Source organism: Pseudomonas sp. PICF141 (assembly GCF_002286815.1).
Taxonomy (GTDB): Bacteria; Pseudomonadota; Gammaproteobacteria; order Pseudomonadales; family Pseudomonadaceae; genus Aquipseudomonas.
The window spans coordinates 93,039-117,754 of the sequence record NZ_MUNM01000076.1 but is presented as its reverse complement, the minus strand read 5'-3'; the positions used below and the strand labels follow the sequence as shown (position 1 = coordinate 117,754).

Here is a 24,716-nt window from a genome sequence, read left to right as displayed (position 1 = left end):
TTGGTAGAGTACGTAGTTTCCCTCGATAAGCTCGGCGTCCATGATGTGGAGCATGTGGGGGGCAAGAACGCATCCCTGGGCGAGATGATCAGCAACCTGGCAGGCGCCGGTGTATCGGTTCCCGGTGGCTTCGCCACGACCGCTCAGGCATATCGTGATTTCCTGGAACTGAGCGGCCTGAACGATCAGATCCACGCTGCCCTCGATGCGCTGGATGTCGATGATGTCAACGCCCTGGCCAAAACCGGCGCCCAAATCCGTCAATGGATCATGGAAGCCGAATTCCCCGAGAAGCTCAATACCGAGATCCGCACTGCGTTCGCCACGCTGTCGGCCGGTAACCCTGACATGGCCGTGGCCGTGCGTTCTTCCGCTACCGCCGAAGATCTGCCGGACGCCTCCTTCGCCGGCCAACAGGAAACCTTCCTGAACATCCGTGGTGTCGAAAACGTCATTCGCGCCGCTAAAGAGGTGTTCGCCTCGCTGTTCAACGATCGTGCGATTTCCTACCGCGTCCACCAGGGCTTCGACCACAAGCTGGTAGCTCTGTCGGCTGGTGTACAGCGCATGGTCCGCTCCGAAACCGGCACCGCCGGCGTGATGTTCACCCTCGATACCGAGTCGGGCTTCCGTGACGTGGTGTTCATCACCGGCGCTTACGGCCTGGGTGAAACCGTCGTGCAAGGCGCGGTGAACCCGGATGAATTCTACGTCCACAAAGGCACGCTGGAAGCCGGTCGCCCGGCGATCCTGCGTCGCAATCTGGGCAGCAAAGCCATCAAGATGATCTACGGCGACGAGGCCAAGGCCGGTAAATCGGTCAAGACCGTCGATGTGGACAAAGCTGATCGTGCCCGTTTCTGCCTGAGCGACGCCGAAGTCAGCGAGTTGGCCAAGCAGGCGATGATCATCGAAAAGCACTACAAGTGCCCGATGGACATCGAATGGGCCAAAGACGGTGACGACGGCAAGCTGTACATCGTGCAGGCCCGTCCGGAAACCGTGAAGAGCCGCACCCAGGCCAACGTCATGGAACGTTACCTGTTGAAAGAAACCGGCACTGTGCTGGTGGAAGGCCGCGCCATCGGCCAGCGCATTGGCGCCGGCAAGGTGCGGATTATCAAGGACGTGTCCGAAATGGATAAAGTCCAGCCGGGCGACGTGCTGGTGTCGGACATGACCGACCCGGACTGGGAACCGGTGATGAAGCGCGCCAGTGCCATCGTCACCAACCGTGGCGGTCGTACCTGCCACGCGGCGATCATCGCCCGCGAGCTGGGCATCCCGGCCGTGGTCGGTTGCGGCAACGCCACCCAGCTGTTGCAAGACGGCCAGGGCGTGACCGTTTCCTGCGCGGAAGGTGACACCGGTTACATCTTCGAAGGCGAACTGGGTTTCGACATCAAGAAAAACTCCGTGGATGCCATGCCGGAGCTGCCGTTCAAGATCATGATGAACGTCGGCAACCCGGACCGCGCCTTCGACTTCGCGCAGCTGCCGAACGCCGGTGTGGGCCTGGCCCGTCTGGAATTCATCATCAACCGCATGATTGGCGTGCACCCCAAGGCGTTGTTGAACTACGGCGGCCTGCCGCAGGACATCAAGGACAGCGTCGACAAGCGTATCGCCGGTTACGACGACCCGGTCGGCTTCTACGTCGAGAAACTGGTCGAGGGCATCAGCACCCTGGCCGCTGCGTTCTATCCTAAGAAGGTCATCGTGCGTCTGTCGGACTTCAAGTCCAACGAATACGCGAACCTGATCGGCGGCAAACTCTACGAGCCGGAAGAAGAAAACCCGATGCTGGGCTTCCGTGGCGCTTCGCGTTACATCAGCGAATCGTTCCGCGACTGCTTCGAGCTCGAGTGCCGCGCCCTCAAGCGCGTGCGCAACGAGATGGGGCTGACCAACGTTGAAATCATGGTGCCGTTCGTTCGCACTCTGGGCGAGGCGAGCCAGGTGGTCGATCTGCTGGCCGAAAACGGTCTGGCCCGTGGCGACAACGGTCTGCGCGTGATCATGATGTGCGAGCTGCCGTCCAACGCGATCCTGGCTGAAGAATTCCTCGAGTTCTTCGACGGCTTCTCCATCGGCTCCAACGACCTGACCCAGCTGACCCTGGGCCTGGACCGTGACTCCGGGATCATCGCGCACCTGTTCGACGAGCGTAATCCGGCGGTCAAGAAGCTGCTGGCCAACGCTATTCAGGCCTGCAACAAGGCCGGCAAGTACATCGGCATCTGCGGTCAGGGCCCTTCGGACCACCCTGATCTGGCCAAATGGCTGATGGAGCAGGGCATCGAAAGCGTTTCGCTGAACCCCGATTCCGTGCTGGAAACCTGGTTCTTCCTGGCTGAAGGTCAGGCTTCGGCCTGATGGTGTGGACGGGCCGCTCTCTGTGGGAGCGAGCCTGCTCGCGATGGTCGTAAACGATAACGCGTACTTGCTGGATAAACGCGTTGTTCTGACGTCCTTCGCGAGCAGGCTCGCTCCGACACTGGCCGGCTCTTTCAGATATTCAAGTAGGGCGGGCTCCTCTGGATGCCGCCCTTTTTTGTGCAAGAGCATTATGCAAAGCAGCAGCAACCTATTTCCTGTCGCCCTGATCAGCGCCGAACGACGCGGTGATCTGAGCGAAGACGTCTATCGTTTGAAGCCCGGCAACAGCCCCGACGGCACCGTCGAACTGGCTGTGACCCGCTTGGGTCTGGCCGATGAGCCGACGGTACGTGGCGTGCCGGTGATTCTGTTGCACGGCAGTTTTTCCAATCGAAGGTTCTGGTTCTCCCCCAAAGGCTTGGGACTGGGGGCTTATCTGACACGCCTGGGGTTCGATGTGTGGATCCCGGAAATGCGCGGTCATGGCCTGTCTCAGCGCAACCAGGACTATCGCAAGAACCGCGTCGCCGACTACGCGCGTTACGACTTGCCGGCCATTGGTGCCTTTGTGCGCGAACAGAGTGGCCAGATTCCACACTGGATCGGTCACTCGTTGGGCGGCATTACGCTGGCGGCGGCGCTGGGCGGGGAATACATTGGCGAGCCTGTCGTCGCATCTGCGGCGTTTTTTGGCACGCAGGTGAGCCGCACCTACTGGCCCTTGAAGTTTCCACCGGTTGAGTGGAGCGGGCGCTTCATTCTCAAGCGGTTTGCCCAACTGTCAGGTTCACGGCTCAAGCGTGGCCCGGAGGACGAGCCGATTGGCCTGGCCCTGGAAAGCATGCGCTGGTACGGGCTGTTCGGGCGTTTTGGCGATGACGACAAGGATTGGTGGGCGGGTTTGGCCGAGGTTCGGTTGCCGGTGCTGGCCGTGAGCGCCGCGGGCGACCACCAAGACCCTACCTGGGCCTGCCACAAGCTGTTCGATCAGATCGGCTCCGAGCATAAGCAATTCATCACCCTTGGCCGCGAGCAAGGCTTTGGCGATAATTTCGGCCATGTCGAAATGCTTGTCAGCAAGGCTGCGCAGGCGGAAGTCTGGCCGTTGGTGGCGCGTTGGCTGTCGGATCAACAGACGCCTTTGCTGGATGGAAAGCCGGATGCGGCCAGAGCAATTTGAACCTGATGCTCTAACAAGGGCATTTCGCTCGGAACAGCTTGCGGCTAAGATATGACGCATTAAGCGGTTCCGGTCACTTTTAGTGATTGACTCGATCGGCGCGTTTGCAGCCGTTCAGCCTTGGCCCGCGTGTGCTGTCTACTCGATTGTCTTCCTTTTCACAGGAGTTTCTCGATGAACCATTACCTCACGCCCGACCTTTGCGATGCCTACCCGGAACTGGTTCAGGTGCTGGAACCGATGTTCAGCAATTTTGGTGGCCGCGATTCTTTCGGTGGCGAAATCGTGACCATCAAATGTTTCGAAGATAATTCGCTGGTCAAGGAGCAAGTCGCCCTCAACGGTAAGGGTAAAGTGCTGGTGGTCGACGGCGGCGGTTCCCTGCGCCGCGCGCTGTTGGGCGACCTGCTGGCCGAGAAAGCCGCCAGTAACGGTTGGGAAGGGCTGGTGATCTATGGTTGCATTCGCGACGTCGACGTCATCGCCCAAACCGATCTGGGGGTTCAGGCCCTGGCCAGTCACCCGATGAAAACCGACCGGCGCGGTGTTGGTGAACTCAATATTGCCGTGACCTTCGCGGGTGTGACCTTTCACCCGGGTCACTATGTTTATGCGGACAACAACGGCGTGATCATTTCGCCAAGCCCGCTGAAAATGCCTGAATAAAGCGCGTTTCATCAAAGGGGTGAGGATGTTCGAGGAAGAAAACGCGCAGTGGGGGCTGGTGCATGCCCTGGTGCTGGACGGTAAAGGCGGTGCGCGTTCGATAGCCCGGACTGAACTCGATGACTTGCAGTTACATGCCCATGAAAGCCTGTGGTTGCATTGGGATCGCAGTCACCCGCAAACCCAGACCTGGCTGCGTAACGACAGCGGTCTGAGTGAATTTAGTTGCGATTTGTTGCTGGAAGAAAATACCCGGCCGCGTCTTTTGCCGCTGCCGGACGCTGAGCTGTTGCTGTTTCTGCGCGGGATCAACCTCAATCCAGGTGCCGAGCCGGAAGACATGGTCTCGGTGCGGATCTTCGGGTCGGCCCAACGGGTGATTTCCCTGCGTCTGCGGCCGTTGCGCGCCACCGATGAGTTGCTGGTGCAATTGGCCGAAGGCAAAGGGCCGCGAACCGCGTCCGAACTGATCCTTTATATGGCGCAGTACCTCACTAACAAAGTGCAGGATCTGGTCAGTTGCCTCTCGGAAATCGTCGATGAGGAAGAAGAAAAGCTGGATGCCGACGAACGGTATACGCCAGAGCATGGGGCTGTCTTGCAGATCCGTCGCAGGGCGGCCGCGTTGAAGCGTTTTCTGGCACCGCAACGGGATATTTTCGGTCAATTGACCCGGCTAAAACTGCCTTGGTTCGTTGAAGACGACGGCGATTACTGGAACGAATTGAATAACAGCCTGACCCGTTATCTCGAGGAGCTGGAATTGACCCGAGAGCGCGTGGGGCTGGTCCTGGAGGCCGAAGACCGGCGTTTGAGCGTGCGCATGAACCGCACGATGTACCGCTTCGGGATCATCACCGGGATCTTTTTGCCGATGAGTTTTCTGGCCGGTCTTCTGGGGATCAACGTCGGCGGTATTCCATTCGCTGCCAGCCCCTATGGCTTCCTGATCGCCTGCCTTTTGATGGTCTCGGTGGCGCTGGGGCAGTGGTGGCTATTCCGACGTTTGCGCTGGTTCTGATGATGAGTCATGTGACCCGACCAAATTTGACCGCGTCTTTCACAGATATCACGAGAGGTGCGTATGCACGATCCGTTTGAACAGTCTTTGCGTGACATGCTCAAAGCTTCGCCGTCCAGCCGTGACGACGATGCCTGCCTGGGCCGCGTGCTGAAAACCGCCAACCGCCAGGTCGGTGCCGGCGATCTGTTCAGTCTGCTGGGCCGCTGGTTGCCCGCGTTGATGATCGCCCTGAATAACGGATCGGCCCATATCTCGCCGGTTTCCCGTCTTCGTAAACCTACCGTTCGCACTGCTGATAAGGCTGATTGAATATGGAACTTGATCTCTGGACACAGAGCCTCGTCACTGCAATGACTGCGTTATGGACCAAGGTTGCAAACTTCATTCCGAACCTGTTTGGCGCACTGGTTGTGTTGCTGCTGGGTTTTGTCGTGGCCAAGCTGCTGGACACGCTGCTCTCCAAATTGCTCGCCAAACTGGGCCTCGATCGCCTGATGGGCGGCACGGGGCTGACCAAGTTGCTGTCCCGAGCAGGTCTTCAGGTACCTATCTCGACGTTGATCGGCAAAATCGTGTATTGGTTCGTTCTGCTGATTTTTCTGGTTTCGGCCGCAGAATCTCTTGGACTTGAGCGAGTTTCAGCTACGCTGGACATGTTGGCGCTGTATTTGCCGAAAGTATTTGGCGCTGCGCTGGTACTGCTGGTGGGTGTCTTGCTGGCGCAACTGGCCAATGGGCTGGTGCGTGGCGCGGCAGAAGGCGTAGGGCTTGATTACGCTGCGGGCCTGGGGCGAATTGCCCAAGGCCTGGTGATCATCATAAGTATTTCGGTTGCGATCAGCCAGTTGGAGGTCAAGACTGACCTGCTCAACCATGTGATCGTGATCGTCTTGATTACCGTTGGTCTGGCGGTTGCGCTGGCCATGGGCTTGGGAAGCCGGGAGATTGCCGGTCAGATTCTTGCAGGAATCTATGTGCGTGAGTTGTACCAGGTTGGGCAACAAGTGCGTGTTGGCGAGGTCGAAGGTCAGATCGAAGAGATTGGTACGGTTAAAACCACCGTGCTGACCGACGAGGGTGAGCTAGTCTCTCTCTCGAATCGGATTCTCTTGGAGCAGCATGTGAGTAGCCGCTAACCCGGCAAATCCTGCTAATGTATGCCGCCGCAAAATTCCTGAAGGATTGCGGCGGACATTGACCTGACTGTCGGCCAGACTTGTTTTGAATAAAGCTCAATCGCTCTCCACGCGCTATGACCCCCGCGAGCTCTCTGATGAGGAGTTGGTCGCGCGCTCGCATACCGAGCTGTTCCACGTAACGCGCGCTTATGAAGAACTGATGCGGCGTTACCAACGAACATTATTTAACGTTTGTGCACGGTATCTTGGGAACGATCGTGATGCAGACGATGTCTGTCAGGAAGTGATGTTGAAGGTGCTCTACGGCCTGAAGAACTTCGAGGGGAAATCGAAGTTCAAGACATGGCTATATAGCATCACGTACAACGAGTGCATCACGCAGTATCGGAAGGAACGGCGTAAGCGTCGCTTGATGGACGCTTTGAGTCTGGACCCCCTTGAGGAAGCATCTGAAGAGAAGATGCCGAAACCCGAGGAAAAGGGCGGACTTGATCGCTGGCTGGTGTATGTGAATCCGATCGACCGTGAAATTCTGGTGCTACGATTTGTCGCAGAGCTGGAATTTCAGGAGATCGCAGACATAATGCACATGGGTTTGAGTGCGACAAAGATGCGTTACAAGCGCGCTCTAGATAAATTGCGTGAGAAATTTGCAGGCATTGCTGAAACTTAGTTCGGCGCAAATTTCTCTTACGTGTAGGCAAGTTCTGATAGACTTGCCGCCGAGTTGTCCCCCGGTTTGCGGGACTGCTTCACAATCACCAGATGGGGATTTAACGGATGAAACTGAAAAACACCTTGGGCTTGGCCATTGGTTCTCTTATTGCTGCCACTTCGTTCGGCGCTCTGGCACAAGGCCAAGGCGCAGTTGAAATCGAAGGCTTCGCTAAGAAAGAAATGTTCGATAGCGCTCGTGACTTCAAGAACAACGGCAACCTGTTCGGCGGTTCGATCGGTTACTTCCTGACCGACGACGTTGAACTGCGTCTGGCCTACGACGAAGTGCACAACGCACGTGCTGAAGATGGCCGTAACATCAAGGGCTCCAACACCGCTCTGGATGCTCTGTACCACTTCAACAACCCGGGCGACATGCTGCGTCCGTACGTATCGGCTGGCTTCTCCGACCAAAGCATTGGTCAGAACGGCAAAAGCGGTCGTAACGGTTCCACTTTCGCCAACGTTGGCGGCGGTGCCAAGCTGTACTTCACCGACAACTTCTACGCCCGTGCCGGCGTTGAAGCTCAGTACAACATCGACCAGGGCGACACCGAGTGGGCTCCTAGCGTTGGTATCGGTGTGAACTTCGGTGGCGGCTCCAAGCCTGCTGCTGCTCCAGTTCCAGCACCAGCTGAAGTTTGCGCTGACAGCGACAACGATGGCGTTTGCGACAACGTTGACAAGTGCCCGGACACCCCAGCCAACGTAACTGTTGACGCTGATGGCTGCCCAGCAGTTGCTGAAGTTGTTCGTGTTGAGCTGGACGTGAAGTTCGACTTCGACAAGTCGGTAGTCAAGCCTAACAGCTACAGCGACATCAAGAACCTGGCTGACTTCATGAAGCAGTACCCATCCACCACCACTACTGTTGAAGGTCACACTGACTCCGTCGGTCCTGACGCTTACAACCAGAAACTGTCCGAGCGTCGTGCAAACGCCGTTAAGAACGTTCTGACCAACCAGTACGGTGTTGAATCGTCCCGCGTTCAGTCTGTTGGCTACGGCGAATCCCGCCCAGTTGCTGACAACAAAACTGACGCTGGTCGCGCTGTAAACCGTCGCGTAGAAGCGCAGGTTGAAGCTAGCGCTAAGTAATTAGCTCGCAGCTCTGGAAAAGCCCGGCTCAGGCCGGGCTTTTCTTTGTCTGCGATTTGGGTTTGCAGCGTTGGTTTTGCGTTGTTTCGAAAAGATCGCAGCCTGCGGCAGCTCCTACAGGGATAAATGCAAAATCCATGTAGGAGCTGCCGCAGGCTGTGATCTTTTGATCCCTACAAGGATAAACACCGAGCCAATGCAGGAGCTGCCGCAGGCTGCAATCTTTTGATCTCGTCGCAGGCCGCCACCGCACCGATCACCAGAATCGCCGGGCTTTTGAGCTGGAAGTCACAGGCATCGTTCTCCATGGCTGCCAAATCGCTCCGACATTCCCGTTGGTGCGGCAGGGACGCATTTTCGATCATTGCCACAGGCGTATCGGCAGCCATTCCGCCAGCCAGCAGTTGCTCACGAATTTCGTTGAGCTTCGCCACGCCCATATAGATCACCAGCGTGGTGCCCCCTTGTGCCAGGGCTTGCCAGTTCAGACTGCTGTCATCCTGAGTGTGGGCGGTGACCAGTGTCACGCCACGCGCGACCCCCCTCAGCGTCAGCGGAATATCGCATTGGGTCGCGCCGGCAAGGCCCGCGGTAATGCCATTGACCAGCTCAACCTCGACGCCACGCTCCCGCAGCCACTGCGCTTCTTCACCGCCGCGCCCGAAAATGCATGGATCACCGCCCTTGAGCCGCACCACGCATTTGCCGTGGCGGGTATAACGCAACATCAGGCGATGAATGAAGGCTTGAGGCGTGGAGCGACAGCCACCGCGCTTGCCGACAGGAATGATTCGCGCGTTCGGGCAATGCTCCAGCACCGCCTCATTGACCAGGTCGTCGATCAGCACCACGTCCGCTTCGCGCAACGCTCGAACCGCCTTGAGGGTCAGCAATTCAGGGTCGCCAGGACCCGCACCCACCAGCCAGACTTTTGCGCTCATAGTGTTTTCCTCACGAGATGACGGCGACTGGCTGCGCGGTGGCGGCCAGCAAACGCTTGATTTCCGGGACGCAGGAGCCGCATTGCGTGCCACAGCCCAATTCTTGTTTCAAACCCTGCAAATCCAGGCCACGGTCAATGCCGGCACACACCGCGTTCTGGCTGACGTTCATGCAGTTGCACAGGGTTTTGGTGCCCGATGCCGGACCGCCAGCGCTTCCCGGTGGCGCACTCAAAGGCGCCAGCAGCCAACGGCGCAGTTGTTCGTCGGCGCGACCTTCAAGCCACAGGCTTTGCAGCCAGTGCTGAGCGAGGGTTTCACCGGCCAGGCGGATCGCGGTGATCCGACCGTTTTCAATGCGTACCCGTTTGCCGATCGAACGCCGAGGATCGTCGTAGGCCAATACCGGGCCTTCGTTGAGCCCCAGGCATTGATCGATATCACGCAACAACTGCGCCTGCGGAGCGGTGGCGCTGGCGGCACGTATCAGCAGCGCTGGACGCTCACGGCCGGTCAGGCTGAGGCTTGCGTAGGAAAACGCCTCGCAGAGCGGTCGTAGTGTCTCCAAATGCTGTTGAACATCGCCCTCTATCAGGGCGAAAAGCTGCCAAGGCAATTGCACAGGCTCGAGTCGCACACCGCTGTGTTTGAGTTCCGGTTGTTTCGACAAGGGGTCGAAGGCGGGAAGGGTGAGGGTATTCACGCCGCCCTTGAGAAAGCGATCGCCCCAATGCATGGGCAGAAATGCCTGGCCCGGCCGTATGCTGTCATCGCTGCTGACCGGCACGATCACCGAGCCCCGGCGACTTTTCAGGTTGATCAGATCGCCGGGTTGCAGGCGGTGCCGACGCAGTTCATCCGGGTGCAGGCTCAACACGGCTTCGCTGACATGACCGAACAGCTGCGCGGCGGTGCCGGTGCGGCTCATGCCGTGCCATTGATCGCGCAGGCGGCCGGTGATCAGGGTCAGCGGGAAGCGCGCATCGCGTTGTTCCTTGGCGGCGCGATACGGGTCGGTCACGAACCGGGCGCGCCCGCTGGCAGTGGGGAAAACTCCGTCCAGGTACAGCCGCGCCGTGCCTTCGCGGGCCCCAGTGGGGAAGGGCCATTGCTGCGGACCGAGCTGGTCGATCAGCGCATGGCTGATTCCGGACAGGTCGAGGTCGCGGCCGCACGTCAGGTGTTTGTATTCGTCGAAGACCTGCGCCGGGGTTTCAAAGGCAAACAGGCTGGTGGCTTCAGGGCGCAGATGTTTTTCCAGGCGCTGTGCGAAATCCACAGTGATCGCCCAGTCGGACCGTGCTTCGCCGGGTGCGCCAATGGCCTGGCGGACGTGAGAAATGCGCCGTTCGGAGTTGGTGACCGTGCCGTCCTTTTCACCCCAACTGGCGGCGGGCAGCAGCAAGTCGGCGAACGCGGCGGTTTCGGTGGTGCGAAAGGCTTCCTGCAACACCACGAACGGGCAAGCTTGCAGTGCCGCGCGCACAGCGGTCTGGTCCGGCAGCGACTGTGCAGGGTTGGTGCAGGCGATCCACAGGGCTTTGATTTTGCCGCTGCGCATCTGCTCGAACAGTTCGATGGCCGTCAGGCCAGTGTTCGCGGGTAATTGATCAACGCCCCAGTAATCGGCTACTTGCGCGCGGTGTTCGGCATTGGCTGCTTCGCGATGGCCTGGCAGCAGGTTCGACAAACTGCCGGTTTCCCTGCCGCCCATGGCATTTGGCTGACCCGTCAGCGAGAAAGGTCCTGCACCGGGCCGGCCAATTTGCCCGGTGGCCAGGTGCAGATTGATCAGCGCACTGTTCTTCGCGCTGCCGGCGGTGGATTGATTCAAGCCCATGCACCACAGCGACAGAAAGCTCGGTGCAGTGCCGACCCATTGTGCGCATTCCTGCAATTGTTCGACGCTGATGCCGCACAGTTGCGAAACCATTGAGGGGGTGTAATCGCGCACCAGGTTTTTCAGTTCGGACAAGCCTTCGGTGTGGGCTTTGATAAAATCGCGGTCGACCCAATCTTCCCACAGCAACAGGTGCAAAATCCCATGGAACAAGGCGACATCGGTGCCGGGCAGAATCGCCAGATGCATGTCGGCCAAATCGCAGGTGTCGGTGCGCCGTGGGTCGATGACGATGACTTTCATCTGTGGGCGGCGGGATTTTGCTTCTTCCAGGCGACGAAACAGCACCGGGTGGGCGTAGGCCATGTTGCTGCCGACGATCATCACGCAGTCGCTCAGTTCCAGGTCTTCGTAGTTGCAAGGCGGAGCGTCGGCGCCGAGGCTGCGCTTGTAGCCGACCACCGCTGAAGACATGCACAGCCGTGAGTTGCTGTCGATGTTGTTGGTGCCCACCAGCGCTCGCGCCAGTTTGTTGAACGCATAGTAGTCCTCGGTCAGCAACTGCCCGGAGATGTAGAACGCGACACTGTCCGGGCCGTGCTCGGCGATGGTCTTGGCGAAGACGCTGGCGGCGTGATCGAGCGCCGTATCCCAGTCGGTGCGGCTGCGGGCCAGGCCTTTGCCCAGGCGCAGTTCCGGGTACAACGCCCGTGCCTTCAGGTCGCCGGTCAGATGCAGGGTCGAACCTTTACTGCACAATTTGCCGAAGTTGGCCGGGTGTGCCGGATCGCCGCTGACGCCGAGAATGCGCTCGCCGTCGTGCTCGATCAGCACGCCGCAGCCGACCCCACAGTAGCAGCAGGTGGAGGCGGTGATCTGGTTCATCAGCTTGCTTCCCGTAGAGCCAGCAGCACCCGGCCGTTCTCGACCCGTGCCGAATGATGGTGGGCGCAGCCGATATCCGGGGCCAGGGCCTCGCCGGTCTCCAGATCGATCTGCCAGTTGTGCAACGGGCAGGCCACTCGTTTGCCGTAGATCAAACCCTGGGACAATGGCCCACCCTTGTGTGGACAGCGATCGTCGAGGGCGAAAACCTCATCGTCGCTTGTACGAAAAATCGCGATGTCGCCTTTCGGCCCCGCGATGATCCGCGAGCCAAGCGTGTTGATTTCTTCCAGTGCGCAGATATCCAGCCAGTTCATGCCTGCACCTCCAGGTTCTTCACGGGAATGACCTCGAATTCTTTTTTCAACAGCGGCTGCTCAAGGCGTTCTTTCCAAGGGTCCTGCTCGAACGACAGAGAGAATTGCAGGCGATCGTTCAATGCCTTGCGCCGCTGCGGGTCTTCCAGCACGGCTTTCTTGATGTGTTCCATGCCGACCCGTTGCAGGTAATGCACGGTGCGCTCGAGATAGAAGGCTTCTTCGCGGTACAGCTGCAGGAACGCGCCGTTGTATTCGCGAACTTCCTCGGCGGTTTTCAGTTTGACGAAGAATTCCGCGACTTCGGTTTTGATCCCGCCGTTGCCGCCGATGTACATCTCCCAGCCGGAGTCCACGCCGATAATTCCCACATCCTTGATGCCCGCTTCCGAACAGTTGCGTGGGCAACCGGAGACGGCCAGCTTCACTTTGTGCGGCGACCACATGTTGAACAGGTCGTGCTCAAGCTCGATGCCCAGTTGCGTGGAGTTCTGGGTGCCGAAGCGGCAGAACTCGCTGCCGACACAGGTTTTTACGGTACGGATGGATTTGCCGTAGGCGTGGCCGGACGCCATGTCCAGGTCTTTCCATACGCCCGGCAGGTCCTGCTTTTTGATCCCCAGCAAGTCGATGCGCTGGCCGCCGGTGACCTTGACCATCGGCACGTTGTACTTGTCGGCCACGTCGGCAATGCGCCGCAGCTCCGAAGGATTGGTCACACCGCCCCACATCCGCGGGACGACAGAGTAAGTGCCGTCTTTCTGAATGTTGGCGTGGGCGCGTTCGTTGATCAGGCGCGATTGTGGATCGTCCTTGGCTTCGCCCGGCCAAGTGGAAATCAGGTAGTAGTTGAGCGCCGGGCGGCACGTGGCGCAACCGTTCGGGGTGCGCCAGTTCAGGTAGCTCATGGTGCCGGCGATGGTCAGCAGATGCTGGTCGCGGATGGCCTGGCGGATTTGCCCGTGGTTGAGATCGCTGCAACCGCAAATGGCTTTCTCGCTTTTCGGTTTGACGTCTGCCGCGCCGCCCACGGTATTGATCAGGATCTGCTCGACGAGGCCGGCGCAGGAGCCGCAAGAACTGGCAGCTTTGGTATGTTTTTTCACGTCATCGACGCTGAACAGGCCATGTTCCTGGATGGCCTTGACGATGGTGCCTTTGCATACGCCATTGCAGCCGCAGACTTCGGCGGTGTCGGCCATGCTCATGGCTTTGTCCTGGCCCTGATGTCCTACGTCGCCCAAGGCGTTTTCGCCGAACATCAGGTGATCGCGGATCTCGCCGATGGCATGGTTCTCACGGATCTGCCGGAAATACCAACCGCCATCTGCCGTATCGCCGTACAGACAGGCGCCGACCAGCACGTCATCCTTGATCACCAGTTTTTTGTAGACCCCGCCGATCGGGTCGGAGAGGGTGATGGTCTCGGTGCCTTCGCCGCCCATGAAGTCGCCGGCGGAAAACAGGTCGATGCCGGTGACTTTCAATTTGGTCGATGTCACCGAACCCTTGTAGGAGGCGAAACCCAGTTGGGCAAGGTGGTTGGCGCAGACCTTGGCCTGTTCGAACAGCGGCGCCACCAGGCCATAGGCGATGCCACGGTGACTGGCACATTCGCCGATGGCGTAGACCCGTGGGTCGTAGGTTTGCATCGTGTCGTTGACCAGAATCCCACGGTTGCACGGGATGCCGGATTTTTCCGCGAGCTCGGTGTTGGGGCGAATACCGGCGGCCATTACCACCAGGTCCGCGGGGATGATGTCGCCGTTCTTGAACTCAACCGAGCCGACCCGGCCATTGCCAGCGTCGTGCAGGGCCTGGGTTTGTTCGCACAGGCGGAAATGCAGGCCACGAGCTTCCAGGGCGGTTTGCAGGAGTTGGCCGCTGGTTTTGTCCAGTTGCCGTTCCAGCAGCCACTCGCCGATGTGCACCACGGTGACGTGCATGCCGCGCAGCATCAGGCCGTTGGCGGCTTCAAGGCCCAGCAGGCCGCCGCCGATGACCACGGCATGCTTGTGGGTCTTGGCGGTGTCGATCATCGCCTGGGTGTCGGCAATGTCGCGGTAACCGATCACGCCCTGCAAGGTATTGCCGGGGATCGGCAGGATGAATGGCGTCGAACCGGTGGCAATCAGCAGGCGGTCGTATTCGGCCTCGGTGCCGTCTTCGGCGATGACCCGGCGTTTGACCCGGTCGATCTCTACCACTTTGCGGTTGAGCAGCAGCTTGATGTTGTTTTCCAGGTACCAGTCCAGATCGTTGAGCACGATCTCTTCGAAGGTCTGTTCGCCGGCCAATACAGGCGACAGCAGGATGCGGTTGTAGTTGGTATGGGGTTCGGCACCGAAGACCGTGATGTCGTACAGCTCATTACTCAGCTTGAGCAGTTCTTCCAGGGTACGAACCCCGGCCATGCCATTGCCGATCATCACCAGTTTTAGTTTTTTCATCAGGTTCTCCGGGGAGCTCGGGCCTGCCTCATCAGGGCATTCAGGCCTTGCTCGACAAATTTTGCGCAAACAAAAAAAGGCGTCCCGCCAGTTAACTAGCGAGGACGCCTTTGTCCTTGTCCCGTTCTCTCGGGCAGCGCAGCCTTCTACGTTGAAGGTTGGGCTTTATGTATGTTGGGAAAGGTAATGCAGTGGTTGTGCCAAGTCGCACAAATGCGCAATTTATGGGCTCTTGGCGCGGTAAAAGGTGTTTGCGTGCACCGGTTCAAGGCGCGATGCCCGGTTTTGAAGCAGAAAAAGATCAAAAGATCGCAGGCTTCGCCAGCTCCAACAGGAGATCGTGGGCACCCGTAGGAGCTGTCGAAGGCTGCGATCTTTTGATCTTTTAACCATGAAACAGCAAAAACAGCAGCACCAGATTCACCAGCAACGACACCAGCGCCAACGTCCGCCAGACTTTCAGCGGTTCGCGCTCCAGCAACGGCCTGGGGCGCACGCTCAAACTGCGACGTTCTCCCTGTTCCAGTAGCAACAACCATTCTTCCGCCGTTTCAAAGCGCTGGTCCGGAGCCGCTGCCACTGCGCGCTCCAGACTTTGCGCGATCCATTCCGGCAGGTCGGGTCGGTAGCGACTGGCGCTGACAGGTGCACCAAACCGTGGGCGCTGGAATGCTTCGATTTCGCCGTAGGGATAATGCCCGGTCAGCAGGTAATACAAGGTCACGCCGACCGCATACAAATCCTGTTGTGGCGTAGGAGGGTCGCCTCGAAAAGCTTCCGGGGCGATATAACTGGGCGTTCCGGGCAGGGCGCAAGCTTGATCTTCGGACAGCCCGGGACAGTAGGCGAGGCCGAAATCCAGCAGGCGCAGCTCACCGTCGTCCCCCAGCAGCAGGTTCTCCGGTTTGATATCGCGATGCAGAATCTGCCGTCGATGCAGTATGCCGATGGCCCGCAACAAACGTTCGGCCAGGTCCAGCCATTGAGCCAATGGCAGCGTTGCGACCCGTTCATGCAGCTCAGCCAAGGTCGATCCGGAGTATTCCCGCATCACGTAGTACAAATGCTGACGCTGACTGGCGGCATGGACTTCAGGAAAATGCCGCCCGGCCACACGTTTGAGAAACCATTCCTCCGACAACAACGCCTGCCCGGCCTGATGATCGTCGCGCAGCGCACCGGGCAAGGTTTTCAGCAGCCAGGGCTGTTGTTGTGCATCGCGCACCCGGTAGAGCAGCGATTGCTGGCTCTGGCCTAGGATCCCTTCGACCTGCCAGCCTTCGAACGTCTGGCCCGGCTTCAGCGCAGGCGGGAGTGGCCATTGCTGCAGATGAATCAGTGCGTCGCCAATGCTGGTTTCACCGAGGGCATCGACCCGCACCAGCAGAGCGCTGGCGTTGTCCTGACTGCCAGCCAGGTGTGCGGCGCTGACCAGAGTCTGCGCGGCACTGTTCAGGTCGGGTTGATCGCGCAGAATCGCCGCAATGGCCGTGTCGCCCAGCACGGCCCAGATGCCGTCGCTGAGCAGCACGAAACTCTCGTTCAGGCGCAGTTCCCCATCGAGAAAGTCCAGTACCAGGTGTTGATCCAGCCCAAGGGCCCGTTTGAGCACATGCTGCATGCCCGGCTGGTCCCAGACGTGATCTTCACTTACCCGTTGCAGCGTGTCGGCGTGCCAGCGATAAACCCGGCAATCGCCCACATGAGCCAGCGTGAAACGCCTGCCGCGTATGACCAGGGCACTGACCGTGGTCAGCAGCGGTTGCCCACCGCCGTTGGCCTGCAACCAGCGATTTTGCGCCAGTAGCAGACGATCGAGTGCCTGGGCGACGCCCCAGGTTTCAGGGGTGGCGTAGTAGTCCAGCGCCAGGGCCTGCAAGGTCGAGCGGGCCGCGAGCCCGCCATCGGCGCATTGGCTGACGCCGTCGGCGATGGCGAACAAGTAACCCTTGCTCGCCGCCAGCGCCGGGGCCGGAGTGACCAGGCGCACAGCGTCCTGGTTCTCCTCGCGGGGGCCGATGGCGCTGTGTTCGGCAAAACTCAGTTGCAGGCTCATTCAGTCCTCAAACCCGTGCAGCGGTGACGGCTGCCGAACCCCACGTGGTTCTCCAGCGACGTTTCACGCCGTGCAGACCGAACCAGGCAAGCACGCCAAGGCTGGCGAACAACCACAAGGCCAGTTGATAGCTGCCGGTGCTTTGCTTGATCGCGCCCATCCCGGCTGCCAGTGCGAAGCCGCCAATGCCGCCGGCCATGCCGATCAACCCGGTCATCACACCGATCTCCCGACGAAAACGCTGCGGGACCAACTGGAATACGGCACCGTTGCCTGCACCCAAACCGAGCATAGTGCACACGAAAAGCGCCAGCGCGGCGTAGGAACTTGGCAGGTTGAAACCTACCGTTGCAATGCAGATCGCTGCCACGGTGTACATCGCCAGCAAGGTGCGAATCCCGCCGAAGCGATCCGCCAGGGCGCCACCCAGCGGACGCATCAGGCTGCCACCAAACACACAAGCGGCGGTGTAGTAGCCGGCGGTCACCGGGCTCAGGCCGTATTGGTCGTTGAAGTAGCCGGGCAGGGCGCTGGCCAGACCGATGAAACCGCCGAATGTCACGCTGTAGAAAAACATGAACCACCAGCTGTCGCGGTCACCCAAGGCCTTGAAGTAGTCGGACACAGACTTGGCTTTCGGGCGCTCGGGTGCATTTTTGGCCACCCAGGCAAAGATGATCAAGGTCAGGACCAACGGGATCAGGGCGAAGCCGAACACGTTGCTCCAGCCAAACGCGGCAGCCAGCACCGGGGCAATCAAGGCAGCGAGCACGGTGCCCGAGTTACCGGCACCGGCGATGCCCATGGCTTTGCCTTGGTGCTGCGGCGGGTACCATTGCGAGGCCAGCGGCAGGGCGACGGCGAAGGACGCACCGGCCATACCGAGGAACAGGCCCAGCAACAGCGCTTGCTCATAACTGTGGATGCCGACTTTCCAGGCGACGAACAGGGCGCAGATGACGATCACCTGGCCGATGATCCCGGCGGTTTTGGGCGACAGGCGATCAGCCAGCAGGCCCATCGCAAAGCGCAATACGGCCCCGGCCAGAATCGGCGTGGCCACTACCAGACCGCGCTGCTGGGTGGTCAGGTGCAAATCAGCGGCGATCTGTACCGCCAAAGGGCCGAGCAGGTACCAGACCATGAAGCTCAGATCGAAATAGAGGAAGGCTGCGAACAGTGTCGGGGTATGGCCGGATTTCCAGAAGCTTGAATTCATCGCGCACCTCAGCTGTCAGGCGTATCAAGAAGGAGTCATGAGCTTGCAGGTGGGCGCCGCTAAGGCCGCACCACCAGCCCCGGTCTCTGGGGCCAAAACGAAAAAACGCCGCTACCCGATCCGCCAGCGGGGGCGAATGAGGTGAGCGACGTCTTTGTCGTAGGTGGGGCAACCGCCGTTGGTTACCTTGCAGGGATTTACTAAGCGAGAACTGTGCCAACACGTGAGATCGCGTTGTGGCCATTCGCGGGCAAGCCTCGCTCCTACGGGTTTTGTGGTGAATTCAGATGTTGTAAACGACACAAAACCTGTAGGAGCGAGGCCTGCCCGCGAAGGCGTCATCACAAGCACCACAAGGCTTCAGCCCAGCAACTCGCTCATGGCAATGATCTGCTCCGCCACCTGGATCAGCTTCTGCTGGCGGCTCATGGCCTGGCGGCGCATCAGCGTGTAGGCCTCTTCCTCGTTGCAGTCCTTCATCTTCATCAGCAGCCCCTTGGCCAGTTCGATGCGCTTGCGCTCGGCCAGTTGCTGGTCGCGGGCGTGCAATTGCGCACGCAGGGCCTGGTCGCTTTCAAAACGCGCCATGGCCACGTCGAGAATCGGCTGCAAGCGTTGTGCGTGAATGCCTTCGACGATGTAAGCACTGACGCCGGACTTGATCGCCCGGCGCATCACGTCGGGGTCATGCTCGTCGGTGAACATCACAATCGGCCGTGGCTGGTCACGGGTCACCAGCACTACTTGCTCCATCACATCGCGGCTCGGTGACTCGGTATCGATCAAAATCACGTCCGGACGCACCGTTTCGACGCGCGCGGGCAGGTCAATGGTCAGGCCGGACTCGTCGATGACCTCGAATCCGGCTTCGGTCAGAGCCGCCTTCAGGCGCCCGACTTTTTTCGCAGTGTCATTGATCAGCAGGATACGCAACATATTCGCAGGCTCCTGTCAGCGGCTGGCGAGAAGGGGAGCGCTGTCGCTCATGGCGTGCAGCGTGAAGCTGCGGGCATAGCCGGCCGGGTCCGAACCGTCCCAGACTTTGCCGTCGATCAATTGGCTGGTGCGCATTGGCTGACTCCGGGCAGGCACACCGACAGCAGTGGCGGCTTCACCGTATAAGTCTAGTTGCTGGACCTGACGGGCCACGCCGAGGTAATCGGGGTCGTCACGCAACAAACCCCAGCGCCGGAACTGGGTCATGAACCACATGCCGTCGGACAGATACGGGAAATTCACCTCGCCACCCCCGTGAAAACGCATGGCGTGCGGGTCTTGCCAGCGATTACCCAGGCCATCGGCGTAGTCACCGCGCAACCGTGGTTCGATGCAGTCCAGCGGTGCATCCAGATACTCAGGCGCGCTTAACAGTTGCGCGGTGCTGCGGCGATTTTCCTGGCTGGCTTCGATGAATCGGCTGGCTTCGAGGATCGCCATCACCAGCGCCCGTGCGGTATTGGGGTATTGCTCGACAAAGGCGCGGGTGCAGCCGAGGACCTTTTCCGGGTGATCAGGCCACAGGGTCTGGCTGGTGGCCATCGTAAACCCGAGGTTCTGCTGTACCGCACTGGCCGCCCACGGCTCGCCGACACAGAAACCGTCGATGCGCCCGGCTTGCAGGTGCGCGACCATTTGCGGCGGCGGCACCACTACGCTGTCGACATCCTGCAACGGATGAATGCCCTGACTCGCGAGCCAGTAATACAGCCACATGGCGTGGGTGCCCGTAGGAAATGTCTGGGCGAAGGTCAGTTTTGGGCGACTTTGGTGCACGTGACGATCGAGTGCTTCAGGACTGGTCACACCCAGGGCCTGCAAGCCGTGGGAAAGGTTGATGCTCTGGCCGTTCTGGTTCAAGCCCATGAGCACGGCCATGTCAGTGGAAGCGATGCCGCCGATGCCCAGGTGTACGGCGTAAATCAGCCCGTACAGGCTGTGGGCGGCGTCGAGTTCGCCGCTGACCAGTTTATCCCGCAGGTTGGCCCAGGATGATTGGCGCTTGAGGTTCAGGGTCAGGCCGTAGGGTTGGGCAAAGCCCTGAGTGGCCGCGACCACCACTGAGGCGCAGTCGCTCAGGGCCATGAAGCCGAGGTTGATGGCGGTTTTTTCCGGGGCATCGCTGCCATTGACCCAGGCCAGTGGGCCGGCTGATGGTTCGTTCATCGATTTCGCACCTTCCAAAAAAAAGCGTCGTCCCAACGCCCTTGCGTGGGCAAAGCCGGGTGACGACGCCATTGTCCTTCCACTCATCCCGCCGCTGGCATGAGTGCTGATGCTTGTGATGGTGCAAGGCATATGCCATCGCTGACTGATTTTATTGCGCGCCTCGCCTGAAGCCCTGATGCGCGGCTATAATCGCCGCCTCTCATCGCCAACCGAGTCAAGCCTGCCCATGTACACCCTGGCCCGTCAGCTGTTGTTCAAACTTTCCCCGGAAACCTCCCACGATCTGTCCCTGGACCTGATCGGCGCGGGCGGGCGTTTGGGCCTTAACGGCTTGCTGTGCAAGGCACCGGCGAAACTGCCGGTAACGGTCATGGGCCTGGAGTTCCCGAACCCGGTGGGTTTGGCGGCCGGTCTGGACAAAAACGGCGCAGCGATCGATGGATTTGCCCAATTGGGTTTCGGTTTCGTCGAAATCGGCACCATCACGCCGCGTCCGCAACCGGGCAACCCGAAACCACGGATTTTCCGCTTGCCGGACGCCGAAGCGATCATCAACCGCATGGGCTTCAACAACCTTGGTGTCGATTACTTGCTCGCTCGCGTGGCGGCAGCCAAGTACAAAGGCGTGCTGGGCATCAATATCGGCAAGAATTTCGACACACCGGTTGAACGTGCGGTCGATGACTATCTGATCTGTCTGGATAAGGTCTATGCCCACGCCAGCTATGTGACGGTCAACGTCAGTTCGCCAAACACCCCGGGCCTGCGCAGCCTGCAATTCGGCGATTCGCTCAAGCAATTGCTCGCCGACCTGGCCACCCGCCGGGCGGAACTGGCCCTGCGTCACGGCAAGCATGTGCCGCTGGCGATCAAGATCGCGCCGGACATGACTGACGAAGAAACCGTTCAAGTCGCCCAGGCGTTGATCGAAACCGGGATGGATGCAGTGATTGCCACCAACACCACCCTGAGCCGCGTTGGTGTCGAAGGCATGGAACATGGTGACGAGGCGGGCGGGTTGTCCGGCGCGCCGGTTCGCGAGAAAAGCACGCACACCGTTAAAGTGCTGGCGGCGGAACTGGCCGGTCGCCTGCCGATCATCGCCGTGGGCGGCATCACCGAAGGCAAGCACGCGGCTGAGAAAATCGCCGCGGGTGCGAGTTTGGTGCAGCTCTACTCCGGCTTCATCTATAAAGGCCCGGCGTTGATTCGTGAATCGGTGGATGCCATCGCGGCCCTACGCTGACCTGTAGCAGCTGCCGAGCCTGCGAGGCTGCGTTCGGCGGCGAAGCCGTCGTGAAATCAGACACTGCGGTATTACAGGTATACGGTGTATGCAGGGTTTACGACGGCTTCACCGCCGAACGCAGCCTCGCAGGCTCGGCAGCTGCTACAACGGGGGTGTTTCGGCAAAATGCTGGCATAAAAAAGGGCTCCTCGAAGGAGCCCCTGGGCCGAAGCCCGCCGTCCGGATGGGACGTGCGTGGTTAAGTCATTACGTAATCAGATTGTCGTGTCGGAGTGTGTGCCCTGTATTAGCCGACGGCGTGAAGTTCGTTGAGTCTGTGGATTCCCGCAGTGCCGGTCATACCGTCCCAGTTGTCGCCGCGTCCTTCGCGCCAGCCATTGATCCAGGCTTGGCGTACCGACGGTAGAGTAAAAGGGCAAAGCTCACGGGATTTACCACCAACGCCATATTGATATCCGCGCAAAAATGCTCTTTCCAACGGATCACGCTTAAGTCTTCTCATAGGGTGTTTCCCTCACTTGTTGACTGTATTTATCGCGTTGACCTCAATCGAGGTCAGGCAGAAAAATTCTGCCGCTGGCGGCTCGCTGCCGGCGTGGCGAGCCAAGGTGTTGACGCCGTTGCGACGTCAACCTGAGTTGAGTTCTAACCAATGCGTCACATCGAGGGAATGATCGTTTTGTCATAAGAACGTAACCATAAAGATGCTATGGCCATAAGTAACACGATATTTGTCCCGTGGTTACGAGCCAAACCCCGGTATGATCGGCCCTGCGCTAGAGGGTGGGGGTAAGCCTTTAACGAGAATGACACCCGTTGCACTTGTGGACTATTCGACGAAGGGTCGACTTATGACATTTTGTTGCATCAACTTTTATATCTGTCCTGGCATCTAAGCTCTTTTAACCCGAGCAGCCAGGGTGGGAACGGCACACCTTCGTGCCACGCGGGCGCTCTGTTAGAAAAGCGCCTGACTGAAAACCGGATCGGCAATGCGTTGCCGATTCACTTAGCCAAAGGCTCTGGAATTACCAATGTCCGATCGTTTCGAACTCTTCCTCACTTGCCCCAAAGGCCTTGAAGGCTTGCTCATCGAGGAAGCCGTCGGGCTTGGCCTTGAAGAAGCACGCGAGCACACCTCGGCTGTGCGCGGCATGGCCACCATGGAAACCGCCTATCGCCTGTGCCTGTGGTCGCGTCTGGCGAACCGCGTGCTGCTGGTGCTCAAGCGCTTCCCGATGAAGGACGCCGAAGACCTCTACCACGGCGTGCTGGATATCGAATGGCAAGACCACATGCTCAATGATGGCACGCTGGCCGTTGAGTTCAGCGGTCACGGTTCGGGCATTGATAACACGCATTTCGGCGCCTTGAAGGTCAAGGACGCCATTGTCGACAAACTGCGCACCCCGCAGGGCGACCGTCCATCCATCGACAAGCTCAACCCGGACCTGCGCATTCACCTGCGCCTGGACCGTGGCGAAGCGATTCTGTCCCTCGACCTGTCCGGTCACAGCCTGCACCAGCGTGGTTACCGCTTGCAGCAGGGCGCGGCGCCGCTGAAGGAAAACCTCGCGGCGGCGATTCTGATCCGTTCGGGCTGGCCTCGGATTGCCGCCGAAGGTGGCGCACTGGCTGACCCGATGTGCGGTGTCGGTACATTCCTGGTCGAAGCCGCGATGATCGCCGCCGACATGGCGCCGAACCTGCGTCGCGAGCAATGGGGCTTCACCGCCTGGCTCGGTCACGTGCCGGCGCTGTGGAAAAAACTTCACGAAGAAGCCACCGAGCGCGCCGCGGCTGGTCTGGCCAGGCCACCGCTGTGGATTCGCGGTTACGAAGCCGACCCGCGCCTGATTCAACCGGGCCGCAATAACGTTGAACGTGCCGGCCTGAGCGAGTGGATCAAGATCTACCAGGGCGAAGTCGCGACGTTCGAGCCGCGCCCGGACCAGAACCAGAAAGGCCTGGTGATCTGCAACCCTCCGTACGGCGAACGTCTGGGCGATGAGGCGAGCCTGCTTTACCTCTACCAGAACCTCGGCGAACGTCTGCGTCAGGCTTGCCTGAACTGGGAAGCGGCGGTGTTCACCGGCGCCCCGGACCTGGGCAAGCGCATGGGCATCCGCAGCTACAAACAGTATTCGTTCTGGAACGGCGCCCTGCCGTGCAAGTTGCTGCTGATCAAGGTCACGCCGGACCAGTTCGTCACCGGCGAGCGTCGCACTCCGGAACAACGCCAGATCGAGCGTGAACAGGCCGAGTCCGATGCGCCATCGAACATCGAAGCGCCGGGCAAATACGAGAAGTACAACAAGAACGGCAACCCGATCAAACCGGCCCCGGTGGTGATCGAGCAACCGCGCTTGAGCGAAGGCGGGCAGATGTTCGCCAACCGTCTGCAAAAAAACCTCAAGGCCTTGGGTAAGTGGGTCAAGCGTGAAGGCATCGACTGCTACCGCGTCTACGATGCCGACATGCCGGAATATTCCATGGCCATCGACCTTTATCACGACTGGGTCCACGTCCAGGAATACGCCGCACCCAAATCCATCGATCCGGAAAAAGCCTCGGCGCGGATGTTCGATGCCCTGGCGGCGATCCCGCAGGCGCTGAACATCGACAAGAACCGCGTGGTGGTCAAACGTCGCGAGCGTCAAAGCGGCACCAAGCAATACGAACGCCAGAGCGCACAGGGCAAGTTCAATGAGGTTAACGAAGGCGGCGTGAAGCTGCTGGTGAACCTCACCGACTACCTCGACACCGGCCTGTTCCTCGATCATCGGCCGATGCGCATGCGGATTCAGAAAGAAGCGGCTGGCAAGCGCTTCCTCAACCTGTATTGCTACACCGCGACCGCCAGCGTACATGCCGCCAAGGGCGGCGCGCGTAGCACCACCAGCGTCGACCTGTCGAAAACCTATCTGGATTGGGCACGTCGCAACCTGTCGCTGAACGGTTTTTCCGACAAGAACCGCTTGGAGCAGGGCGATGTGATGGCCTGGCTCGATGCCTGCCGTGACGAATACGACCTGATTTTCATCGACCCGCCGACCTTCTCCAACTCCAAGCGCATGGAAGGCATTTTCGACGTGCAGCGTGATCAAGTGCAGTTGATTGACCTGGCCATGGCACGTCTGGCGCCGGGCGGCGTGCTGTATTTCTCCAACAACTTCCGCAAGTTCCAGCTCGAGGAAAACCTTACCGAGCGTTATGCCGTTGAAGAAATCACCGCCCAGACCATCGATCCGGATTTCGCCCGTAATGGCAAGATCCACCGTGCGTGGAAGATTACCGCTCGGTGATACATGAGCCTGATTGGATCCACAGAGCCTTGATTTTCAAAGGCTCTTGGGTTCTTTCAGTGCTGGTCAAATTAGTGGCTAATAG

The 24,716-nt window shown here is 59.6% G+C and carries 19 protein-coding genes; 10 read left to right on the top strand and 9 right to left on the bottom strand.

Annotated features, from left to right (window positions below; genetic code table 11):
• The 8 genes from ppsA (at position 1) to BZL43_RS22265 (ending at position 8,203) form a co-directional block, all read left to right on the top strand.
• A complete protein-coding gene (gene ppsA / locus BZL43_RS22300; protein WP_095634294.1) occupies positions 1–2,376 on the top strand; it encodes a phosphoenolpyruvate synthase in 2,376 nt (791 codons plus the stop codon).
• Positions 2,377–2,569: 193 nt separating this feature from the next.
• Positions 2,570–3,559 (top strand): alpha/beta fold hydrolase, encoded by a 990-nt coding sequence (locus BZL43_RS22295; RefSeq protein WP_095634293.1) that lies wholly within the window; start codon positions 2,570–2,572, stop codon positions 3,557–3,559.
• 174 nt (positions 3,560–3,733) lie between these two features.
• Complete coding sequence (gene rraA / locus BZL43_RS22290; RefSeq protein WP_095634292.1) at positions 3,734–4,225, top strand: ribonuclease E activity regulator RraA; 492 nt, start codon at positions 3,734–3,736, stop codon at positions 4,223–4,225.
• A 25-nt stretch (positions 4,226–4,250) separates the two neighbouring features.
• On the top strand, positions 4,251–5,246 hold the full coding sequence (locus tag BZL43_RS22285) for a zinc transporter ZntB (protein ID WP_095634291.1): 996 nt from the start codon (positions 4,251–4,253) through the stop codon (positions 5,244–5,246).
• Between the two features lie 63 nt (positions 5,247–5,309).
• Positions 5,310–5,558 carry a CrfX protein gene (locus BZL43_RS22280; RefSeq protein ID WP_095634290.1) on the top strand — a complete coding sequence of 83 codons (249 nt, stop codon included), beginning with the start codon at positions 5,310–5,312 and terminating at the stop codon, positions 5,556–5,558.
• 2 nt (positions 5,559–5,560) lie between these two features.
• Entirely contained in the window at positions 5,561–6,385 is an 825-nt protein-coding gene (locus tag BZL43_RS22275; protein WP_007902078.1) for a mechanosensitive ion channel domain-containing protein, read from the top strand.
• Between the two features lie 85 nt (positions 6,386–6,470).
• Positions 6,471–7,061 carry an RNA polymerase sigma factor SigX gene (gene sigX / locus BZL43_RS22270; protein ID WP_032830573.1) on the top strand — a complete coding sequence of 197 codons (591 nt, stop codon included), beginning with the start codon at positions 6,471–6,473 and terminating at the stop codon, positions 7,059–7,061.
• Positions 7,062–7,168: 107 nt separating this feature from the next.
• On the top strand, positions 7,169–8,203 hold the full coding sequence (locus tag BZL43_RS22265) for an OmpA family protein (protein ID WP_095634289.1): 1,035 nt from the start codon (positions 7,169–7,171) through the stop codon (positions 8,201–8,203).
• A 173-nt stretch (positions 8,204–8,376) separates the two neighbouring features.
• Here BZL43_RS22265 and cobA read toward each other — a convergent pair whose 3' ends face one another.
• The 8 genes from cobA to BZL43_RS22220 all read right to left on the bottom strand — a co-directional run bounded on the left by cobA (position 8,377) and on the right by BZL43_RS22220 (position 20,074).
• A complete protein-coding gene (gene cobA, locus BZL43_RS22260; RefSeq protein ID WP_095634288.1) occupies positions 8,377–9,144 on the bottom strand; it encodes a uroporphyrinogen-III C-methyltransferase in 768 nt (255 codons plus the stop codon).
• A 10-nt stretch (positions 9,145–9,154) separates the two neighbouring features.
• Positions 9,155–11,872 carry a nitrate reductase gene (locus BZL43_RS22255; RefSeq protein WP_095634287.1) on the bottom strand — a complete coding sequence of 906 codons (2,718 nt, stop codon included), beginning with the start codon at positions 11,870–11,872 and terminating at the stop codon, positions 9,155–9,157.
• The gene (gene nirD, locus BZL43_RS22250) at positions 11,869–12,186 is read right to left on the bottom strand and encodes a nitrite reductase small subunit NirD (protein ID WP_095634286.1); all 318 of its coding nucleotides are present in this window, start codon (positions 12,184–12,186) and stop codon (positions 11,869–11,871) included. Before nirD ends, BZL43_RS22255 begins: the two co-directional genes overlap by 4 nt.
• Positions 12,183–14,636 (bottom strand): nitrite reductase large subunit NirB, encoded by a 2,454-nt coding sequence (gene nirB / locus BZL43_RS22245; RefSeq protein ID WP_095634285.1) that lies wholly within the window; start codon positions 14,634–14,636, stop codon positions 12,183–12,185. Before nirB ends, nirD begins: the two co-directional genes overlap by 4 nt.
• Before the next feature lie 385 nt (positions 14,637–15,021).
• Complete coding sequence (locus BZL43_RS22240) at positions 15,022–16,692, bottom strand: bifunctional protein-serine/threonine kinase/phosphatase (protein WP_095634284.1); 1,671 nt, start codon at positions 16,690–16,692, stop codon at positions 15,022–15,024.
• Positions 16,693–16,699: 7 nt separating this feature from the next.
• The gene (locus tag BZL43_RS22235; protein WP_095634283.1) at positions 16,700–17,911 is read right to left on the bottom strand and encodes a NarK/NasA family nitrate transporter; all 1,212 of its coding nucleotides are present in this window, start codon (positions 17,909–17,911) and stop codon (positions 16,700–16,702) included.
• Between the two features lie 360 nt (positions 17,912–18,271).
• The gene (locus tag BZL43_RS22225) at positions 18,272–18,847 is read right to left on the bottom strand and encodes an ANTAR domain-containing response regulator (RefSeq protein WP_008006986.1); all 576 of its coding nucleotides are present in this window, start codon (positions 18,845–18,847) and stop codon (positions 18,272–18,274) included.
• Between the two features lie 15 nt (positions 18,848–18,862).
• Positions 18,863–20,074 (bottom strand): CmpA/NrtA family ABC transporter substrate-binding protein, encoded by a 1,212-nt coding sequence (locus tag BZL43_RS22220; protein WP_095634282.1) that lies wholly within the window; start codon positions 20,072–20,074, stop codon positions 18,863–18,865.
• 229 nt (positions 20,075–20,303) lie between these two features.
• On the opposite strand from BZL43_RS22220, the gene BZL43_RS22215 reads away from it, so the two are divergent.
• On the top strand, positions 20,304–21,323 hold the full coding sequence (locus tag BZL43_RS22215) for a quinone-dependent dihydroorotate dehydrogenase (protein ID WP_095634281.1): 1,020 nt from the start codon (positions 20,304–20,306) through the stop codon (positions 21,321–21,323).
• Positions 21,324–21,612: 289 nt separating this feature from the next.
• On the opposite strand, the gene rmf is transcribed toward BZL43_RS22215, so the two are convergent.
• Complete coding sequence (gene rmf / locus BZL43_RS22210; protein WP_003223300.1) at positions 21,613–21,828, bottom strand: ribosome modulation factor; 216 nt, start codon at positions 21,826–21,828, stop codon at positions 21,613–21,615.
• Between the two features lie 532 nt (positions 21,829–22,360).
• Here rmf and rlmKL point away from each other — a divergent pair.
• Positions 22,361–24,631 carry a bifunctional 23S rRNA (guanine(2069)-N(7))-methyltransferase RlmK/23S rRNA (guanine(2445)-N(2))-methyltransferase RlmL gene (rlmKL, locus tag BZL43_RS22205; RefSeq protein ID WP_095634280.1) on the top strand — a complete coding sequence of 757 codons (2,271 nt, stop codon included), beginning with the start codon at positions 22,361–22,363 and terminating at the stop codon, positions 24,629–24,631.
• Positions 24,632–24,716 lie beyond the last annotated feature (85 nt).

Excerpts from the sequence above, each read along its gene's own strand:
- BZL43_RS22295 (WP_095634293.1), top strand. The coding sequence starts at position 2,570 with ATGCAAAGCAGCAGCAACCTATTTCCTGTCGCCCTGATCAGCGCCGAA.
- rraA (WP_095634292.1), top strand. The coding sequence starts at position 3,734 with ATGAACCATTACCTCACGCCCGACCTTTGCGATGCCTACCCGGAACTG.
- BZL43_RS22285 (WP_095634291.1), top strand. The coding sequence starts at position 4,251 with ATGTTCGAGGAAGAAAACGCGCAGTGGGGGCTGGTGCATGCCCTGGTG.
- BZL43_RS22280 (WP_095634290.1), top strand. The coding sequence starts at position 5,310 with ATGCACGATCCGTTTGAACAGTCTTTGCGTGACATGCTCAAAGCTTCG.
- BZL43_RS22275 (WP_007902078.1), top strand. The coding sequence starts at position 5,561 with ATGGAACTTGATCTCTGGACACAGAGCCTCGTCACTGCAATGACTGCG.
- BZL43_RS22265 (WP_095634289.1), top strand. The coding sequence starts at position 7,169 with ATGAAACTGAAAAACACCTTGGGCTTGGCCATTGGTTCTCTTATTGCT.
- cobA (WP_095634288.1), bottom strand. The coding sequence starts at position 9,144 with ATGAGCGCAAAAGTCTGGCTGGTGGGTGCGGGTCCTGGCGACCCTGAA.
- nirD (WP_095634286.1), bottom strand. The coding sequence starts at position 12,186 with ATGAACTGGCTGGATATCTGCGCACTGGAAGAAATCAACACGCTTGGC.
- nirB (WP_095634285.1), bottom strand. The coding sequence starts at position 14,636 with ATGAAAAAACTAAAACTGGTGATGATCGGCAATGGCATGGCCGGGGTT.
- BZL43_RS22240 (WP_095634284.1), bottom strand. The coding sequence starts at position 16,692 with ATGAGCCTGCAACTGAGTTTTGCCGAACACAGCGCCATCGGCCCCCGC.
- BZL43_RS22235 (WP_095634283.1), bottom strand. The coding sequence starts at position 17,911 with ATGAATTCAAGCTTCTGGAAATCCGGCCATACCCCGACACTGTTCGCA.
- BZL43_RS22225 (WP_008006986.1), bottom strand. The coding sequence starts at position 18,847 with ATGTTGCGTATCCTGCTGATCAATGACACTGCGAAAAAAGTCGGGCGC.
- BZL43_RS22220 (WP_095634282.1), bottom strand. The coding sequence starts at position 20,074 with ATGAACGAACCATCAGCCGGCCCACTGGCCTGGGTCAATGGCAGCGAT.
- BZL43_RS22215 (WP_095634281.1), top strand. The coding sequence starts at position 20,304 with ATGTACACCCTGGCCCGTCAGCTGTTGTTCAAACTTTCCCCGGAAACC.
- rmf (WP_003223300.1), bottom strand. The coding sequence starts at position 21,828 with ATGAGAAGACTTAAGCGTGATCCGTTGGAAAGAGCATTTTTGCGCGGA.
- rlmKL (WP_095634280.1), top strand. The coding sequence starts at position 22,361 with ATGTCCGATCGTTTCGAACTCTTCCTCACTTGCCCCAAAGGCCTTGAA.